Consider the following 17308-nt stretch of genomic DNA (forward strand, 5'->3'; position numbering starts at 1 on the left):
CGTGGCTCAGGGCTCGCGCCGCACGCCCTCGGGCAGGCGCGCGATGCGGCGCATTTCCGGATCGTCGAACAGGGCCGGATCGTCGAGGAATTCCTCGAACATCGCGGTGGCGTCGTTGCCCCAGAACACCTGCTCGCGGCAGACCACGCTCGGCACGCCGTAGATGCCGTCGCGCAGGGCGGCATCGAAGTTGCGCATCAGCGTCTGCCGGACCTCGGGATCCGCAACGGCAGCCTCGGCATCGGCGATGCCCAGCTGCCGCGCGACCGGGCGCAATGCGTCGATCGTGTCGCCGGCGTGGCCGTCGTGCCAGATCCAGCGGAAGATGGCGTCGATGCTCTCGATGCTCGAACCGCAGGCCACGCACAGGCGCAGCGCCGCGATCGGATTGAACGGGTGCGCGGGCGGAAAGCGCAGGCCGATGCCGTCGCGGCGGGCCTGCCACTGCACGAAGCGATAGGTGAATTCGCGCTTGCCGGCGATCTCCGCCGGCCCCTTCTGTCCGTGCTTCTGCAGCAGGCCTGCGAACAAGATCGGGCGGAACACGAACTGCACGCGATGCTGCGCCAGCGCACGGACGCGACGCCATTGCATGTACGCGAACGGCGAGATGAAATCGAAGTACCAGGTGGCTTGCATGCGGGCCTCCGGAAACAGGCGCCATCATGCCATCGATGCGTGGCGCCGCCGCCCGGTGACCGCACTCCTGCGGTCCGCGTCACGTCCGGCGCCCGCAATCGGACGCCGCGCGACGCGCGACGTCCGCGGTGCGTCACTTGACCGTGAGCGTGCCCTTCATCAGCGCCCAGTGCCCGGGAAACGAGCAGAAGTAGGTGTAGGCCTCGCCCGCGGCAAGCCCGGCCACGTCGAAGGTCACGCTGGTGCTTTCGCCGCCGCCGATCACGTCGGTGTGCGCGATGACGCGCGTGTCGCCGGGCTTCACGTAGGCCGAGGCAAGGCCGGCGGTCATGCCGTCGGTGGCGACGCCCTGCACGTCGGCCGTCTTCGACAGCACCCAGTTGTGGCCCATCACGTTTTTCGCCATCACGCCGGTGTGCTTGAGCGTGACGGTGAACTGCTTGCACGTGGCCGGCACCTCGATGCTGGCCGTGTCGAACTTCATCGCATCGTCGCCGCTGATGTCGGCGGCGCATTCGCCGGCGGCGAACACCGGGGCGGAGCACAGCGCGAGTGCGCTTGTGAGCAGGATCTGGCGGAGCATGGAACACCTCGTTGCGTTGGTTGGAATCGTCGGATGGGTCGAGACGCAGCATGGGGGCGGTGCGCCCGGAAGCAACGGCCGCGGAAACGATTGCGACACGTCCGGAGTACGTGCGCGGACCGTGTGCCGGAGGCGGCATGAACGGGCTGTCCGCACCCGCGCGCGCGTGTCCGACGGACACGCCGGACATCGAGGCGAGAGAAATTTCAGTATGCATATCAGATGTTTGCGAGGTCGATGGAACTGGCACACTCTTCGCATTCTCCGGTCCAGCCCACTTCGGACCGCACCATGATCCGCGACACTTCCGCCCAGGACCGCGTCATCGCCGCCACGCCCGCGTCGAAATCGCGGCGGTATCTGCTCATCGGGGCAATCGCGCTGGCGGTGCTGCTGTTGCTCGTCGCGTTGCCCACGCTCGGGCGCTGGGTGGGCGCCGAGCGCGCGGTCGGCGCCCAGAGCCTGCGCTTTGCCACCGTCGAACGCGGCGATCTGCTGCGCGATGTGTCGGTGCAGGGGCGCATCGTGGCGGCCGTGAGTCCGACGCTGTACGCGCCGGTCGCCGGCACCGTCACGCTGAAGACGCGCGCCGGCGAAACCGTGAAGCAGGGCGACCCGCTCGCACTGATCGATTCGCCCGAGCTCAACAACGAGCTGGAACGCGAACGCGCCACGCTGCAGGAGCTGGAAGTCGAAGTAGAGCGCCAGCGCATCGCGAGCGAGCGCCAGAAGCTCACCACGCGCCGCACCGCCGACGACGCGCAGGTGGCGCTGAGCGCCGCGCAGCGCGAGATGGACCGTGCCGAAGCGGCTTGGGCCAAGCAGGCGATGTCGCAGGTCGACTACCAGCGTGCCAAGGACACCCTGCGCACCGCACAGATCGGCGCCGCGCATGCGGGCAGCGACGCGGGGCTGGAGATCAAGGCGGTGCAGTTCGAACTGCAGACGCGCGAACACCAGCTCGCACGCCAGCGCCTGGTGGTGGCCGACCTCGAGCGCCGCGTCGACGAACTCAACGTGCGTTCGCCGGTGGCCGGCGTGGTCGGCACGGTGGCGATCGCGGACCGCGCGGTGGTGGCGGCCAACACCGCGCTGATGATCGTCGTCGATCTCAGCCAGCTCGAAGTCGAGATCGACGTGCCGGAAAGCTACGCCGACGATCTGGGCATCGGCATGGACGCGGAAATCCGCTACGGCAACCAGACCTATGCCGGCAAGCTCAGCGCGATCTCGCCCGAGGTGGTCGAGAGCCAGGTCACCGCGCGCGTGCGTTTCGAGGGCGGCCTGCCGCCGGGCATGCGCCAGAACCAGCGCGTCAGCACGCGCGTGCTGATGGAAGCCAAGCCCGATGTGCTGCTGGTGCAGCGCGGCTCGTTCGTCGACAGCAGCGGCGGCCGCTACGCCTATGTCGTCGACGGCGACATCGCGACCCGGCGCCCGATCGAGATCGGTTCGGCCAGTCTGGCCGCGGTCGAGATCGTCGCGGGCCTCAACGAAGGCGACCGCATCGTCATCTCCGGCACCGACGCGTTCGAGGATTCGGAAACGATCCTGATCTCGGACTAGAAGACGGGATTCGTGATTCGTGATTCGTGATTCGTGATTCGTGATTCGAAAAGCCAGGCCGCGGCGCGATGTGTGCTCGGGCTCTTGCGAATCCCGAATCCCGAATCACGAATCCCCAGCAAGACAACCGCGCCCCAAGGAACCCCCAATGCTCCAGATGAAGCAACTCGCCAAGGTCTACCGCACCCACATGATCGAAACCCATGCGCTGCGCGAGCTCACGCTGCACGTGCGCGAGGGCGAGTTCGTCGCGGTCACGGGCCCGTCCGGCAGCGGCAAGACCACGTTCCTCAACATCGCGGGGCTGCTGGAGGAATTCACCGGCGGCGACTACCTGCTCGACGGCGTCTCGGTGCGCGGCCTCGACGACAACGCGCGCTCGAAGCTGCGCAACGAGAAGATCGGTTTCATCTTCCAAGGCTTCAACCTGATTCCCGACCTGAACCTGTTCGACAACGTCGATGTGCCGCTGCGCTACCGCGGTTTCGCCGCCGCCGACCGCAAGAAGCGCATCGAGGACTCGCTGGCGCGCGTAGGCCTGGCCTCGCGCATGAAGCATTACCCGGCGGAACTGTCGGGCGGGCAGCAGCAGCGCGTGGCGATCGCGCGCGCACTGGCCGGCCAGCCGCGCCTGCTGCTCGCCGACGAGCCCACCGGCAACCTCGATTCGCTGATGGCGCGCGGGGTAATGGAGCTGCTCGAGGAAATCAACGCGCAGGGCACCACCATCGTGATGGTGACGCACGACCCGGAACTGGCCGCGCGCGCGCAGCGCAACGTGCACGTCATCGACGGCTGCGTGACCGACCTCGACGCGAGCCCCCACATCGCGCGGGTGCCGGCGGCGCCAGCGTCCGTGCAAGCGTCCGTCTGAGGGCCGCCACCATGTTTGCCTACTATCTGCGTCTGGCGCTCAAGAGCCTGCGCCGCAATCCCATCCTGACCGGACTGATGGTGGCCGCGATCGCGCTCGGCATCGGCGCCTCGATGACCTCGCTGACCGTGCTGCGTGCGATGTCCGGCAATCCGTTGCCGAGCAAGGAAGGCCTGGTGCTGCGGCCGCAGGTCGACAACTGGTCTCCCGGCCGGCCGTACGACGAGGACGGTTCGCCGCCGAACCTGCTCACCTACCGCGATGCGACCAACATCGTCGCCGCGAAACAGGCCACCTACCAGGCGGCGATGTTTCCGAACGTGCTGACGATCGAGCCGGAGAACCGCGAGATCAAGCCGTACATGCTCGAGGTGCTGTTCACCGGCGGCGACTTTTTCCCCATGTTCGATACGCCGTTCGCGTTCGGCGAGGGCTGGAATGCCGAGCAGGACGAGGCCGCTGCGCGCGTCGCGGTGCTGTCGCACGACACCAACCAGCGCCTGTTCTCGGGCGAGAACAGCGTCGGCCGCGAGATCCGCCTCGGCGGCGAGACCTTCCGCGTGGTCGGCGTGCTCGGCCCGTGGGCGCCGACGCCGCGCTTCTACCGCATCTCCAGCGGCGCGTTCGGCGGACACGAGGACCTGTACGTGCCGTTCCGCAACGGCATCGAGCGCGAGCTGCAGTCCAGCGACAACAACAACTGCTGGGCCGATCCGGGCAACGGCTACAAGGCGTGGCTGGATTCGGAATGCATCTGGATCGATGCCTGGGTGCAGGTCGGCAGCGCATCGGAGCGCGCGCGCTACAGCGATTTCCTCGCAAGCTACGTCAACGAGCAGAAAAAGCTCGGGCGCTTCGAGCGGCCGCTCAACAACCGCCTGAGCTCGGTCGCCGAATGGCTGGAGGAACAGCGTGTGGTGCCGCGCGACGTGCGCACCCAGGTGTGGATGTCGTTCGCGTTCCTGATCGTGTGCCTGGTCAACACCATCGGCCTGCTGCTCGCGAAGTTCCTCGCGCGGGCGCCGGAGATCGGTCTGCGCCGCGCGGTGGGCGCGAGCAAGCGCCAGGTGTTCACGCAGTACCTGACCGAGGCCGGCATGGTGGGCGTGTTCGGCGCCGTCGTGGGCCTGGTGCTCACCGCGCTGGGCCTGGCCGGGCTGCGCGTGCTGTACGCCGACACCGCCAGCGGCGAGATGGCGCAACTGGAGCCGGGGATGATCGGCATCACCGTCGCGGTCGCGCTCGTGGCCAGCCTGCTGGCGGGCCTGTACCCGACCTGGAAGGCCTGCCAGATCACTCCCGCCACCCAGCTCAAATCGAACTGAGCACGAGGACATCGACTCATGGAAATCCGTCCGATCTATTCCGCGCTGATGCGCAACAAGCCGGGCCTCGTGCTGATCGTGCTGCAGGTGGCGATCACGCTGGCGGTGGTCTGCAACAGCCTGTTCATCATCCTCGAGCGGCACGAGCGCGTCGGTCGTCCGAGCGGCATGAACGAGGCCGACACCTTCGTGATCAACAGCCTCGGGTTCGCGAGCAACTTCGACGTGAAGGCGACGATCCGCGACGACCTGGACATGATCCGCGCCCTGCCCGGCGTGGTCGCGGCCACCACGGTCAACAGCCTGCCGATGAGCGGCGGCGGCTGGGGCGCGGGCTTCGACACCCAGCCCGTCGATCGCACCGGCACGCGTCGCGGGCAGAGTTCGGCGCTGTATTTCGTCGACGAGGGCGGGCTGGAGACCTTCGGCGTGAAGCTGATCGAAGGCCGCGACTTCCGCGCCGCCGACGTCACCGACAACACCGACAGCTCGGGCATCCTGGCGCAGTCGATCATCATCTCCAAGGCCCTGGCCGAGGCGCTGTACCCGGACGAGAGCGCGGTCGGCAAGCAGGTGTTCGGCCTTGCCAACGACAACGAGGCGGTGACCGTGGTCGGCGTCGTCGAGCGGCTCCAGCAGCCGTGGTCGCGTTCGCGCTTCGTCGAGCAATCGACCTTCGTCCCCGGCTACAACGTCGGCGGCCCGCAGAGCCGTTATCTCATCCGCACGCAACCTGGTCAGCGTGATCAGGTGATGGCCGAGGTCGAGGAAAAGCTGCAGGCGTCCAACACCGGGCGTCTGATCCGGGGTCGCGAGACGGTGCAGGACATCCGCGCGCAGAGCTACCAGTTCGACAATGCGATGATGACCATCCTGATGGCGGTGATGGGCGGCATGGTGATCATCACCGGGCTCGGCATCGTCGGCCTCGCGAGCTTCTGGGTCACGCGCCGGATCAAGCAGATCGGCACGCGCCGTGCGCTCGGCGCGCGCAAGTTCAACATCCTGCGCTACTTCCAGACCGAGAACGGGATCATGGTGACGATGGGCGTGGTGCTGGGCGCGCTGCTGACCTACGGCTTCAACCTGTGGCTGATGCGCGAGTACAACGCCGAGCGGTTGCCGTGGTTCTATCTGCCGATCGGGGCGCTGACGGTGATCGTGCTCGGCCAGATCGCGGTGTTCGGTCCGGCCTCGCGCGCGGCCAAGGTGTCGCCGGCGGTGGCCACGCGCAGTGCCTGACGTGTGCGTGCGGCCGGGCCGCACGCAACCTTTTGACAGTTTCGTGCATCCGATCGGACCATGTGCCGATCGAATGCCAGGACCAAGCCACGCAGAGTCATGCGCACCATCCTCGTCATCGACGACAATCCGGCCGTGGGCACCGCGCTCGACGTGCTGTTCGGCCTGCGCGACATCCGCACCCTGGTCGCGACCTCGCCGGAAGAGGGGATCGCGCTGCTGGCCCGGGAGCACGTCGACCTGGTGGTGCAGGACATGAACTTCCGCGCCGACACCACCTCCGGCGAGGAAGGCGAGGCGCTGTTCCGGGACATTCGCGCCGCGCATCCGGATCTGCCGGTGATCCTGCTCACGGCGTGGACGCATCTGGAATCCGCGGTGGATCTGGTCAAGCACGGCGCAGCCGATTACATGGCCAAGCCGTGGGACGACCGCAAGCTCCTGACCGCGGTCGAAAACCTCATCGAACTGGGCGAATCCACGCGCGAGGTGCGCCGCCTGCGCGCGCAGCAGCAGGCGGCGCTCACCGGCCTTGCGGCGCAGTACGACCTGCGCGGCGCGGTGTTCGCCGACCCCGCCACCGAGCGCGTCTTCTCGCTTGCGTGCCAGGTGGCGCGCGCCGACGTCCCGGTGCTCGTCACCGGCCCGAACGGCGCGGGCAAGGAGCGCGTCGCCGAGGTGATCCAGGCCAATTCAAGCGTGAAAAGCGGGCCCTTCGTGACGGTGAACTGCGGCGCGCTGCCGCAGGACCTGATCGAGGCCGAACTGTTCGGCGCCGACGCAGGCGCCTACACCGGCGCGAACAAGGCGCGCGAAGGAAAATTCGAGGCCGCCGACGGCGGCACGCTGTTCCTCGACGAGATCGGCAACCTGCCGCTCAACGGCCAGATGAAACTGTTGCGCGTGCTGGAGACCGGCCGCTTCGAGCGCCTGGGCAGCAACCGCGAGCGGCAGGTGCGGGTGCGTGTCATCAGCGCCACGAATGCAGACCTGCCGGCCATGATCCGTGCCGGCAGCTTCCGCGAGGATCTGTATTACCGCCTCAACCTGATCGAGATCCGCCTGCCGCCGCTGGCGCAACGCCGCGGCGACATCCTGCCGCTGGCCGACCACTTCCTGCAGGGCGGCAAGCCGCTCACCGCGCCGGCACGCGATGCCCTGCTGCGGCACGGATGGCCGGGCAACGTGCGCGAGCTCAAGAACGTGCTGCAGCGCGCCCAGTTGCTGGCGCCGGGCAAGGCGATCGAACCGGCCGATCTCGGCCTGCCGGTCGGGCAGGGTGCGGGTGCGTTGCCGCCGGTCGAGACCGAGATCGAACCCGATCGCGAGCAGATCGTGTCCGCACTGGCGCGCGCCAGCGGCAGCGTCAGCCAGACGGCGGCGGAACTCGGGCTGAGCCGCCAGGCCCTGTACCGGCGCATGGACAAGCTCGGCATTGCACGGACTTGAGCGGTCCTGCGCGGCGGCGTGCCCGCCTGGTCGCTAAGCTGCCGCCATGAAACTGCGACTCTCCCTCCAGACCCGGCTGGTGCTGATCACCGGCATGGCCGCCATGCTGGCGGTGATCGTGGCGCTGTTGCTCAGCGAGTGGGTCGAGAACCGCTGGGCGGAATGGTCGCTGGCGCTCGTGATCGCCTTCGTCGCCACGGCGTTCCTGGTGCGCTGGTGGAGCGCGCCGATGGTGTCGCTGTTGCGCGCGCTGTCCGGATCGGTGGCGAGCTTTCGCGACGGCGATTTCAGCTTCGGCATCGTGCACGCGACCGACGACGAACTCGGCGATCTCGTCGCCTCGCACAACGAACTGGCCACCGTGCTGCGCGAGGAACGGCAGAACCTGTTCCAGCGCGAGCTGCTGCTCGACACCGTGATCCAGAACACGCCGGTCGCGATGGTGCTGACCGAGCCGCGCGGCCACGTGGTGTACGGCAACCTCGCCGCGCGGCAGCTGTTCAACAGCGGCCGGCGCCTGGAGGGCCTGCTGTTCGACGAGGTGATGGCGGAGCTGCCGCAGAGCCTGCGCGATGCGCTCGACCAGGGCGGCGACCGGCTGTTCACCGTGAGCGGCGAAACCGAGGACGACACCTATCATCTGGCGCGCCGCGGGTTCCGCCTCAACGGGCGCCCGCACGAGCTGTACCTGTTCCGCCGCCTCACCGCCGAATTGAGCCGGCAGGAGGTGGCGAGCTGGAAGAAGGTGATCCGCGTCATCAGCCACGAGATCAACAACTCGCTCGGCCCGATCGCCTCGCTCGCGCATTCGGGCCAGGAACTGCTGCGCCGCGGCGACAGCGAACGCATGCAGCGCGTGTTCGCCACGATCGAGGAACGCGCGCGCCATCTGGATCGCTTCATCGGCGGCTACGCGAGCTTCGCCAAGCTGCCGACGCCGCGCCTGGAGCAGGTCGACTGGATGCCGTTCCTGCAGCACCTGCGCAGCCACTACGACTTCGCGCTGGACGGCGAGGCGCTCGCGACACCGGGCCGCTTCGACCCCGCCCAGCTGCAGCAGGCATTGATCAACCTGCTCAAGAACGCGCACGAGTCCGGCACCGATCCGGCGGACGTCACGCTCACGCTGCGGCGCGCGAGCGGCGGTGTGCGCATCGATGTCGCCGATCGCGGTCCCGGCATGAGCGATGCGGTGCTCGCCAACGCACTCGTGCCGTTCTATTCGACCAAGCGCAGCGGCACCGGGCTCGGCCTCGCGCTCGCGCGCGAGATCGTCGAGGCGCACGGCGGTCGCATCGGGCTCAGCAACCGCGACGGTGGCGGACTCGCCGTGAGCCTGTTCCTGCCGCAGGCCTGAGCGTTCACGGCTGCAGGCGCGTGACGAGGAAGTCGCGTGCGCCGGCGCCTTGCGTGTCGCGCCATCCGCCGAGTACGGGGCGGTCGCCCTGCATGACGAGTGCGTTCGCGCGGTAACGTGGCCGCGACGGCGGCTACCATGAGAGTGCGCATGCAACATCCGTGTTCATCGGCCGCGAGTCGGGCCTCTCCGACCTACGCGGACAGGCGCGCCGCAGTGCAGGCCCCCGTCCATCCAAATCTCCCGGACCGTCCTCGGTTGCGGCGCTTTTCCCCCCACTGCTACAATCTCCAACCTAAGTCGGGGCGATCGCCCTCTCCGCCGACTCCAGCCCACCGGAACCCGCAGCGTGCTCAATTCCGCCGCCGCCGGCCGGCGCCAGGCAAGGCAGGTGGTGATCGTGCAGACGGTCACCGCCGCATTGGTGGCGCTGGCGTTCCTGGTCGACAGCGTTCCGTCGGCCGCAGGCGCGGGGCTCGCGGGTGCGGGAGTGGCGTTGGGCAGTGCGCTGATGGCCTGGCGCAGCCTGCCGGATCGAACGATCGGCGCGGCCGCCGTGTTGGGCCGCCTCGCCGGTGGAATTGCGTTGAAGTGGTTGGTGATCGCGGGCGCGCTGTACCTGGCGCTGGCCCGCCTCGAGCTGCCGCCGGTGCCTGTCGTGACCGGCTTGTGCGCCGCGCTGATCGCTTCGCTGTTGGCCTACAGAATCAAGTAAAGCATTGGTGGTCACGTGGCAGTTGAATCCGGCGAATCGGGCGCCTCGGGCGGTCTGACCGAATACATCCAGCATCACCTGGGACACAACCGCATCTGGGGCGGGCCGAGCGACGGCCTGCATCTGGATTCGTGGGCGATGGGCCTGGGTCTGGGCCTGCTGTTCTGCCTGTGGTTCTGGTCGATGGCGCGCAAGGCGACCCCCGGGGTTCCGTCCAAGGGGCAGGCGTTCGTCGAGCTCGTGGTCGAATTCGTCGACGGCCAGGTCAAGGACGTGTTCCACGGCGACCGCAGCTTCATCGCGCCGCTCGCGCTGACCATCTTCATGTGGGTGTTCTTCATGAACGCCATGGACCTGATCCCGCTCGACGCGGTGGCGTTCGGCATCCACCACATCGCCGGCGCCGAAGCCGCGCACCACACCTACTGGCGTCTGGTGCCGACGGCCGACCTCAACACCACGCTCGCGATGTCGACGGTGGTGTTTTTCCTGACGATCTTCTACTCGATCAAGGCCAAGGGTGGATGGGGCTTCACCAAGGAGCTCTTCACCGCGCCGTTCCACGCCCACGGCGCAGGCGCCAAGACCGCGCTGGCACTGCCGAACTTCGGGCTCAACCTGGTCGAATACCTGTCCAAGCCCGTGTCGCTCGCGATGCGACTGTTCGGCAACATGTACGGCGGCGAGCTCGTCTTCATGCTGATCGCGGGCCTTGCCGCGAGCTGGGTCACCTTCGTGCCGGGCGTGCTGTTCAACGCCGCGTGGGCGATCTTCCACATCCTCATCATCCTGCTGCAGGCTTTCATCTTCATGGTGCTGACCGTCGTGTACCTCGCGATGGCGCACGAGAAGCACTGAGCGCCCGCGCACCCGTTTCGCCGCACCGGTTTCCCAGCGTTTTTCCTTTTCGTTCTGAATTTACCCCGGAGAGTCAGTCATGGAATTCATCGCCAACGTCCAGAGCTTCACCGCCATCGCCGCCGGTCTCATCATCGGCCTGGGTGCGCTCGGCGCCTGTATCGGCATCGGCATCATGGGTTCGAAGTTCCTCGAATCGGCCGCGCGCCAGCCGGAACTGGTTCCGATGCTGCAGGCCCGCATGTTCCTGCTCGCCGGCCTCATCGACGCCGCGTTCATCATCGGCCTCGCCATCGCCATGTTCTTCGCGATCGCGAACCCGCTGCTGTCCGCCGTCACGGCCGCTGGCTGATCGAACGCACACGTCCGGGCGCGGTCGCCGCGCCCGTCGTTGCCGTGCCGCGGCCGTGCGCACCAGTGCGCGGCCGTGACGCGTTCGCAGTTTCCGGGAGTCCGAGATGGATCTGAATCTTACGTTTCCGCTGCAAATCCTCAGCTTCGCGATCCTGATCTTCTTCACGATGAAGTTCATCTGGCCGCCGCTGATGGGCGCCATCGAAGAGCGTCAGAAGCGCATCGCCGAGGGCCTTGCCGCCGCCGACCGCAGCCAGCGCGATCTTGCGCAGGCCGAGGAGAAGGTGGCCGAAGCCATGCGCGATGCGCGCACCAGGGCCAACGAGATCATCGACCAGGCGCACGCACGCGCCAACCAGATCATCGAGCAGGCCAAGAACGACGCCATCGTCGAAGCCGACCGCCAGAAGGCGATCGCGCTGGGCGAAATCGCCTCGTCCGCGCAGCGTGCCAAGGAAGAGCTGCGCGAACGCGTGTCGGCGCTCGCCGTGGCCGGTGCCGAGAAGCTGATCCGCCGCGAGATCGACGGCAACGCCCACAAGGCGCTGCTCGACGAACTCGCCGCGCAGCTCTGACGGCGCCGCCATGAGCAGCAACCTCACGCTGGCCCGTCCCTACGCCCGCGCCGCGTTCGCGCTGGCGCGCGAGCACGGCCGCCTGGCCCCGTGGTCGACCCTGCTCGGGTTCGCCGCGGCGATGGCATCCGATGCGCGCATCGCCGCCCTTCTGGGCCACCCGCGCCTGAGCGGCGACGACGCCCTCGTGCTGCTGCTGCCCGACGGCGACGTCGATCCGAACTTCCGCCAGTTCCTTACCGTGCTGTCGGAAAACCGCCGCCTCGACCTGCTCGCCGACATCGCGGCGCAGTTCGAACAGCTGCGCGCGGAGGCCGAACACGTGGTGCAGGTGCGCGTCACGTCCGCCACCGAGCTTGCGCCGGCCGAGATCGAATCGCTGAGCGCCGCGCTCCGGCGCCGCTTCGGCAGCGACATCGTGCTGACCCGCGCGGTGGACGCAAGCCTGATCGGCGGCGCGGTGATCGATGCCGGCGACGTGGTGATCGACGGCTCGGTGCGCGGCAAGCTCGCGCGCCTGGACGCTGCGCTGACGCACTGACGAATCCACATTGAACCAACAGGACGGCACACCGCCGTCCGCTCAGGAAATGCCATGTCCACACAGCTCAACCCGTCTGAAATCAGCGAACTGATCAAGTCCCGCATCGAGAAGGTCAAGCTCGCCGCGGAAGCCCGCAACGAAGGCACGGTGACGTCCGTGTCGGACGGCATCGTGCGCATCCACGGCCTCGCCGACGTGATGCAGGGCGAAATGATCGAGCTGCCGAACAACACGTTCGCACTCGCACTGAATCTGGAGCGCGACTCGGTCGGCGCCGTGGTGCTCGGCGACTACCAGAACCTGCGCGAAGGCGACAACGCCAAGACCACCGGCCGCATCCTGGAGGTGCCGGTCGGCCGCGAACTGCTCGGCCGCGTGGTCAACGCGCTCGGCGAGCCGATCGACGGCAAGGGTCCGATCAACGCTACGATGACCGCGCCGGTGGAAAAGGTCGCGCCGGGCGTGATCGCGCGCAAGTCGGTGTCGCAGCCGGTGCAGACGGGCTACAAGACCGTCGACGCGATGATCCCGGTCGGCCGCGGCCAGCGCGAGCTGATCATCGGCGACCGCCAGACCGGCAAGACCGCGCTCGCGATCGATGCCGTGATCAACCAGAAGGGCACCGGCATCAAGTGCGTGTACGTGGCCATCGGCCAGAAGGCCAGCACGGTGGCGAACATCGTGCGTCGCCTGGAAGAAAACGACGCGCTCGCGCACACCATCGTCGTGGCCGCCACCGCGTCGGAATCGGCCGCGATGCAGTACATCAGCGCCTACTCCGGCTGCACCATGGGCGAATTCTTCCGCGACCGCGGCGAAGACGCGCTGATCATCTACGACGATCTCTCCAAGCAGGCCGTGGCCTACCGCCAGATCTCGCTGCTGCTGCGCCGCCCGCCGGGCCGCGAGGCGTATCCGGGCGACGTGTTCTATCTGCACTCGCGCCTGCTCGAACGTGCGGCCCGCGTCAACGAGGACTACGTCGAGAAGTTCACCAACGGCGAAGTGAAGGGCAAGACCGGCTCGCTGACCGCGCTGCCGATCATCGAAACGCAGGCCGGCGACGTCTCGGCCTTCGTCCCGACCAACGTGATCTCGATCACCGACGGCCAGATCTTCCTCGAGACCGATCTGTTCAACGCCGGCATCCGTCCGGCGGTGAACGCCGGCATCTCGGTGTCGCGCGTCGGCGGCGCGGCCCAGACCAGCATCATGAAGAAGCTCTCGGGTGGCATCCGCATCGCGCTCGCGCAGTACCGCGAACTCGCGGCCTTCGCGCAGTTCGCGTCGGATCTGGACGAAGCCACCCGCAAGCAGCTCGAGCGCGGCCAGCGCGTCACCGAGCTGATGAAGCAGAAGCAGTACGCGCCGATGAGCATCGCGCAGATGGCGCTGTCGATCTACGCGGTGAACGAGGGCTACCTCGACGACGTCGCGATCAACAAGATCGGCGCCTTCGAGGAAGGCCTGCACGCGCACCTGTCCAACACCGCCGGCGAGCTGGAAAAGAAGATCGTTGCCAGCGGCGCGTGGGACAAGGACATCGAAGCCCAGTTCAAGACGATCATCTCGGACTACAAGGCGACGGGTAGCTGGTGAGCGAAGCCGGGAATCGAGAATCGGGAATAGGGAATCGGTAGAGCAACAGCACCGACCCCGCTCCTGACGATTCCCGATTCCCCATTCCCGATTCCCGCGCGAGCAAAGCGAGCAAACCATGGCAGGCGGCAGAGAAATCAAAACCAAGATCAAGAGCGTGCAGAACACCCGCAAGGTGACGCGCGCGCTCGAAATGGTCTCGGCCTCCAAGATCCGCAAGGCGCAGGACCGAATGAAGTCGTCGCGCCCGTACGCGCGCCTCATGCGCCAGCTGATCGGGCACGTCGCGCAGGCGAACTCGGAGTTCGTGCATCCGTTCATGGCGCAGCGCGAGGACATCCGCCGCGTCGGCTACATCGTCATTTCGAGCGATCGCGGCCTTGCCGGCGGCCTCAATTCCACCCTGTTCCGCCGCGTGCTGGCGGACATGCGCGAATGGCAGTCGAAGGGCGTGGAGATCGACGTGGTGTGCGTCGGGCAGAAGGCCACCGCCTTCTTCCGTCGCCTCAAGGTCAACCTCGTCGCGTCGGTTACGCACCTGGGCGAGAAGCCGCAGGTGGAGCAGCTCATCGGCGTGATGAAGGTGATGCTCGATGCGTTCAGCGAATCGCGGCTCGATCGCGTGTTCCTGTGCTACAACGATTTCATCAACACGATGGCGCAGAAGCCGCGCCAGGACCAGCTGCTGCCGCTGCCGCCGAGCGATGCGCTCGACACGCGCCACGACTGGGACTACATCTACGAGCCCGACGCCGAGACGGTGCTGAACCAGGTGCTCACGCGGTATGTCGAGTCGCTGGTGTACCAGGGCGTGCTGGAAAACCTCGCGTCCGAGCATGCCGCGCGCATGGTGGCGATGAAGTCCGCGTCCGACAATGCCACCAAGCTGATCGGCACGCTGCAGCTGATCTACAACAAGGCGCGCCAGGCCGCGATCACGCAGGAAATTTCCGAAATCGTCGGCGGTGCCGCGGCGGTCTGATCCGCTGCGTCGCCCGCGTCCGTTGCTGCGGCAATCCCCGTCCCGTCACCGCGTTTCCCCGTCACCGCGTTTCCAGGAGTCGACAATGAAGCTCACGAACAAGATGCTGCTGGCGGTCCTCGTGGTGTCGCTCGCCGCGTGCGGCAAGAAGGACGAGCCCGCGGCTCCGGCCACGCCCGCCACCACCGCGCCGGCCGCCGCACCCGCGCCGGCACCCGCGACGGATGCACCGGCCGCGCCGGCACCGGCCGCGTCCACGCCGGCCGTTGCAGCGCCCGCCGCCGCGACCTCGGCCGATGCGCTGGGCCTGCCCACCGAATGCGAAACCTATCTCACGCGCGCCGCCGCCTGCTACGAGAAGGCCGCCGCCGCCAACCCCGCCGCCGTCGCGCAGATGCAGCAGGGTCTGGAGCAGGTCCGCACGCAGTGGGCCGCGGTGCCGGACAAGTCACAGCTGGGCGCGGCGTGCACGATGGCGTCCGAGCAGTTCGCGCAGACGGTCGCGATGCTCAAGTGCGAATAATTTCCTGATGCGTCGACGGGTGCCCGCAGGGCATCCGCCGGTCGCAACCCAGTACCGAACTCCTATCGAAAAGTTGCAAGGAACGTCATGAACACGGTCAATACCCAGGGCAAGATCGTCCAGATCATCGGCGCGGTCGTCGACGTCGAATTCCCGCGCGAGAGCGTGCCGAAGGTGTACGACGCGCTGAAAGTCGCCGGCACCGCGATCACGCTCGAAGTGCAGCAGCAGCTCGGCGACGGCATCGTGCGCACCATCGCGCTCGGTTCCACCGACGGTCTCAAGCGCAACCTGATCGCCGAAAACACCGGCCGTGCCGTGTCGGTGCCGGTGGGCGCGGGCACGCTGGGCCGCATCATGAACGTGCTCGGCGAACCCATCGACGAAGTCGGTCCGATCGAAACCGCCGAGACCTGGGAAATCCATCGCTCGGCCCCGGCCTACGACGAGCAGTCCTCGGGCAACGAGCTGCTGGAAACCGGCATCAAGGTCATCGACCTGATGTGTCCGTTCGCCAAGGGCGGCAAGGTTGGCCTGTTCGGCGGCGCCGGCGTCGGCAAGACGGTGAACATGCTCGAGCTCATCAACAACATCGCGACCGAACACGCCGGCCTGTCTGTGTTCGCCGGCGTCGGCGAGCGCACGCGCGAAGGCAACGACTTCTATCACGAAATGTCGGAAGCGGGCGTCATCAAGCTCGACAACATGAAGGAGTCGAAGGTGGCGATGGTGTACGGCCAGATGAACGAGCCGCCGGGCAACCGCCTGCGCGTCGCGCTCACCGGCCTCACGATGGCCGAGTACTTCCGCGACGAGAAGGACGAGACCGGCAAGGGCCGCGACGTGCTGTTCTTCGTCGACAACATCTACCGCTACACGCTGGCCGGTACCGAAGTGTCGGCGCTGCTCGGCCGCATGCCGTCGGCCGTGGGATATCAGCCTACTTTGGCCGAGGAAATGGGCGTGTTGCAGGAACGCATCACCTCGACCAAGACCGGCTCGATCACCTCGATCCAGGCCGTGTACGTGCCCGCCGACGATCTCACCGATCCGTCGCCGGCGACCACGTTCGCGCATCTGGACGCGACCGTCGTGCTCTCGCGCAACATCGCCGCGCTCGGCATCTACCCGGCGGTCGATCCGCTCGACAGCACCTCGCGCCAGCTCGATCCGAACGTGATCGGCACCGAGCACTACGAGACCGCGCGCCGCGTGCAGGCCACGCTGCAGAAGTACAAGGAGCTCAAGGACATCATCGCCATCCTCGGCATGGACGAGCTGTCCGAGGACGACAAGCTGGCCGTGTCGCGCGCGCGCAAGATCGAGCGCTTCTTCAGCCAGCCCTTCCACGTGGCGGAAGTCTTCACCGGTTCGCCGGGCAAGTACGTCTCGCTCAAGGACACCATCCGCGGCTTCAAGGCGATCTGCGACGGCGAATACGATCACCTGCCCGAGCAGGCGTTCTACATGGTCGGCGGCATCGAGGAAGCGGTCGAGAAGGCGAAGAAGCTCGCCGCTTAACGGCGGCGGTGATTTGGGATTCGTGATTCGGGATTCGCACAAGCAGGTTCGCGGGCGCCGGAGCGATTGCTCTTTCGAATCACGAATCACGAATCCCGAATCCCATTGATCGAGCAAAGCGAGAGCAAATGAGCACCATCCGCTGCGACATCGTCAGCGCCGAAGACGAGATCTTCCACGGCACCGTCACCTTGGTCGTGGCGACGGGCGAGCTCGGCGAGCTCGGCATCGCGCCGCGCCATGCGCCGCTCATCACGCGGCTCAAGCCCGGCTACGTGCGCGTCACGCTGGAGGGCGGCGAGCAGCAGGAGTTCTACGTCTCCGGCGGCATCCTGGAAGTGCAGCCGCAGGTGGTGACAGTGCTGGCCGACTCGGCCGCGCGCACCGCGGATCTCGACGAAGCCGTGGCCAAGCGCGCCAAGGAAGAGGCCGAACGCGCGCTCGCCAACCGCGGCGACGCGATGGACATCGCGCAGGCGCAGCAGCGTCTTGCCGAAGCCATGGCGCAGCTGCAGGCGCTGGAGCGGTTGCGCAAGAACCTCAAGCACTGAGGTTCCCGCAGCGCCCTGCACGCCACGACACCCAAAGCCCCTCTCCCCGTG

General features: G+C 67.4%; 18 protein-coding genes. 16 read left to right on the plus strand and 2 right to left on the minus strand.

All coding sequences use genetic code 11. The features are described 5' to 3' along the window. Window positions 1-6 precede the first annotated feature (6 nt). Together HNQ52_RS15520 and azu are read right to left on the minus strand one after the other, a co-directional pair. Window positions 7-639, minus strand: coding sequence for a 2-hydroxychromene-2-carboxylate isomerase (locus HNQ52_RS15520; RefSeq protein ID WP_183962100.1), 633 nt, complete (start codon window positions 637-639; stop codon window positions 7-9). A gap of 133 nt (window positions 640-772) precedes the next feature. Continuing rightward, on the minus strand, window positions 773-1222 hold the full coding sequence (gene azu, locus HNQ52_RS15525) for an azurin (protein ID WP_183962101.1): 450 nt from the start codon (window positions 1220-1222) through the stop codon (window positions 773-775). Between the two features lie 291 nt (window positions 1223-1513). Between azu and HNQ52_RS15530 the strand changes: the two genes are divergently transcribed. From HNQ52_RS15530 to HNQ52_RS15605, 16 genes are all read left to right on the plus strand, one after another. After that, window positions 1514-2788 carry an efflux RND transporter periplasmic adaptor subunit gene (locus tag HNQ52_RS15530; protein WP_183962102.1) on the plus strand — a complete coding sequence of 425 codons (1275 nt, stop codon included), beginning with the start codon at window positions 1514-1516 and terminating at the stop codon, window positions 2786-2788. A 148-nt stretch (window positions 2789-2936) separates the two neighbouring features. Next, window positions 2937-3662 (plus strand): ABC transporter ATP-binding protein, encoded by a 726-nt coding sequence (locus HNQ52_RS15535; protein ID WP_183962103.1) that lies wholly within the window; start codon window positions 2937-2939, stop codon window positions 3660-3662. Between the two features lie 11 nt (window positions 3663-3673). Next, window positions 3674-4987 (plus strand): ABC transporter permease, encoded by a 1314-nt coding sequence (locus HNQ52_RS15540; protein WP_183962104.1) that lies wholly within the window; start codon window positions 3674-3676, stop codon window positions 4985-4987. 18 nt (window positions 4988-5005) lie between these two features. Continuing rightward, window positions 5006-6229: an ABC transporter permease gene (locus tag HNQ52_RS15545; protein WP_183962105.1), complete on the plus strand. Its 1224-nt coding sequence runs from the start codon at window positions 5006-5008 to the stop codon at window positions 6227-6229. 99 nt (window positions 6230-6328) lie between these two features. After that, window positions 6329-7678, plus strand: coding sequence for a sigma-54-dependent transcriptional regulator (locus HNQ52_RS15550; RefSeq protein WP_183962106.1), 1350 nt, complete (start codon window positions 6329-6331; stop codon window positions 7676-7678). A 46-nt stretch (window positions 7679-7724) separates the two neighbouring features. Next, entirely contained in the window at window positions 7725-9035 is a 1311-nt protein-coding gene (locus HNQ52_RS15555; protein ID WP_183962107.1) for a sensor histidine kinase, read from the plus strand. Between the two features lie 349 nt (window positions 9036-9384). Beyond that, window positions 9385-9750, plus strand: a complete 366-nt coding sequence (locus HNQ52_RS15560) for an ATP synthase subunit I (protein ID WP_183962108.1) — start codon at window positions 9385-9387, stop codon at window positions 9748-9750. Window positions 9751-9765: 15 nt separating this feature from the next. After that, entirely contained in the window at window positions 9766-10608 is an 843-nt protein-coding gene (gene atpB / locus HNQ52_RS15565; RefSeq protein ID WP_183962109.1) for a F0F1 ATP synthase subunit A, read from the plus strand. 79 nt (window positions 10609-10687) lie between these two features. After that, a complete protein-coding gene (gene atpE / locus HNQ52_RS15570; protein WP_183962110.1) occupies window positions 10688-10960 on the plus strand; it encodes a F0F1 ATP synthase subunit C in 273 nt (90 codons plus the stop codon). A gap of 106 nt (window positions 10961-11066) precedes the next feature. After that, window positions 11067-11537, plus strand: coding sequence for a F0F1 ATP synthase subunit B (locus tag HNQ52_RS15575; protein WP_183962111.1), 471 nt, complete (start codon window positions 11067-11069; stop codon window positions 11535-11537). A 10-nt stretch (window positions 11538-11547) separates the two neighbouring features. Continuing rightward, window positions 11548-12078, plus strand: a complete 531-nt coding sequence (locus HNQ52_RS15580) for a F0F1 ATP synthase subunit delta (protein WP_183962112.1) — start codon at window positions 11548-11550, stop codon at window positions 12076-12078. Between the two features lie 54 nt (window positions 12079-12132). After that, the gene (gene atpA / locus HNQ52_RS15585; protein WP_183962113.1) at window positions 12133-13680 is read left to right on the plus strand and encodes a F0F1 ATP synthase subunit alpha; all 1548 of its coding nucleotides are present in this window, start codon (window positions 12133-12135) and stop codon (window positions 13678-13680) included. Window positions 13681-13798: 118 nt separating this feature from the next. Beyond that, the gene (atpG, locus tag HNQ52_RS15590; RefSeq protein ID WP_183962114.1) at window positions 13799-14662 is read left to right on the plus strand and encodes a F0F1 ATP synthase subunit gamma; all 864 of its coding nucleotides are present in this window, start codon (window positions 13799-13801) and stop codon (window positions 14660-14662) included. Window positions 14663-14747: 85 nt separating this feature from the next. Further along, window positions 14748-15185 (plus strand): DUF5339 family protein, encoded by a 438-nt coding sequence (locus HNQ52_RS15595; RefSeq protein WP_183962115.1) that lies wholly within the window; start codon window positions 14748-14750, stop codon window positions 15183-15185. Window positions 15186-15272: 87 nt separating this feature from the next. Continuing rightward, complete coding sequence (gene atpD / locus HNQ52_RS15600; RefSeq protein WP_183962116.1) at window positions 15273-16706, plus strand: F0F1 ATP synthase subunit beta; 1434 nt, start codon at window positions 15273-15275, stop codon at window positions 16704-16706. A gap of 128 nt (window positions 16707-16834) precedes the next feature. After that, on the plus strand, window positions 16835-17257 hold the full coding sequence (locus tag HNQ52_RS15605; RefSeq protein ID WP_183962117.1) for a F0F1 ATP synthase subunit epsilon: 423 nt from the start codon (window positions 16835-16837) through the stop codon (window positions 17255-17257). Window positions 17258-17308 lie beyond the last annotated feature (51 nt).

Source organism: Chiayiivirga flava (assembly GCF_014202825.1).
GTDB lineage: Bacteria > Pseudomonadota > Gammaproteobacteria > Xanthomonadales > Xanthomonadaceae > Chiayiivirga > Chiayiivirga flava.

Bases quoted from the DNA above. Each gene is read 5' to 3' on its own strand.
- HNQ52_RS15550 (WP_183962106.1), top strand. From the start codon at position 6,329: ATGCGCACCATCCTCGTCATCGACGACAATCCGGCCGTGGGCACCGCG.
- HNQ52_RS15575 (WP_183962111.1), top strand. From the start codon at position 11,067: ATGGATCTGAATCTTACGTTTCCGCTGCAAATCCTCAGCTTCGCGATC.
- HNQ52_RS15580 (WP_183962112.1), top strand. From the start codon at position 11,548: ATGAGCAGCAACCTCACGCTGGCCCGTCCCTACGCCCGCGCCGCGTTC.
- HNQ52_RS15535 (WP_183962103.1), top strand. From the start codon at position 2,937: ATGCTCCAGATGAAGCAACTCGCCAAGGTCTACCGCACCCACATGATC.
- atpE (WP_183962110.1), top strand. From the start codon at position 10,688: ATGGAATTCATCGCCAACGTCCAGAGCTTCACCGCCATCGCCGCCGGT.
- HNQ52_RS15530 (WP_183962102.1), top strand. From the start codon at position 1,514: ATGATCCGCGACACTTCCGCCCAGGACCGCGTCATCGCCGCCACGCCC.
- HNQ52_RS15595 (WP_183962115.1), top strand. From the start codon at position 14,748: ATGAAGCTCACGAACAAGATGCTGCTGGCGGTCCTCGTGGTGTCGCTC.
- HNQ52_RS15555 (WP_183962107.1), top strand. From the start codon at position 7,725: ATGAAACTGCGACTCTCCCTCCAGACCCGGCTGGTGCTGATCACCGGC.
- HNQ52_RS15545 (WP_183962105.1), top strand. From the start codon at position 5,006: ATGGAAATCCGTCCGATCTATTCCGCGCTGATGCGCAACAAGCCGGGC.
- HNQ52_RS15605 (WP_183962117.1), top strand. From the start codon at position 16,835: ATGAGCACCATCCGCTGCGACATCGTCAGCGCCGAAGACGAGATCTTC.
- atpD (WP_183962116.1), top strand. From the start codon at position 15,273: ATGAACACGGTCAATACCCAGGGCAAGATCGTCCAGATCATCGGCGCG.
- atpA (WP_183962113.1), top strand. From the start codon at position 12,133: ATGTCCACACAGCTCAACCCGTCTGAAATCAGCGAACTGATCAAGTCC.
- HNQ52_RS15520 (WP_183962100.1), bottom strand. From the start codon at position 639: ATGCAAGCCACCTGGTACTTCGATTTCATCTCGCCGTTCGCGTACATG.
- atpG (WP_183962114.1), top strand. From the start codon at position 13,799: ATGGCAGGCGGCAGAGAAATCAAAACCAAGATCAAGAGCGTGCAGAAC.
- azu (WP_183962101.1), bottom strand. From the start codon at position 1,222: ATGCTCCGCCAGATCCTGCTCACAAGCGCACTCGCGCTGTGCTCCGCC.
- HNQ52_RS15540 (WP_183962104.1), top strand. From the start codon at position 3,674: ATGTTTGCCTACTATCTGCGTCTGGCGCTCAAGAGCCTGCGCCGCAAT.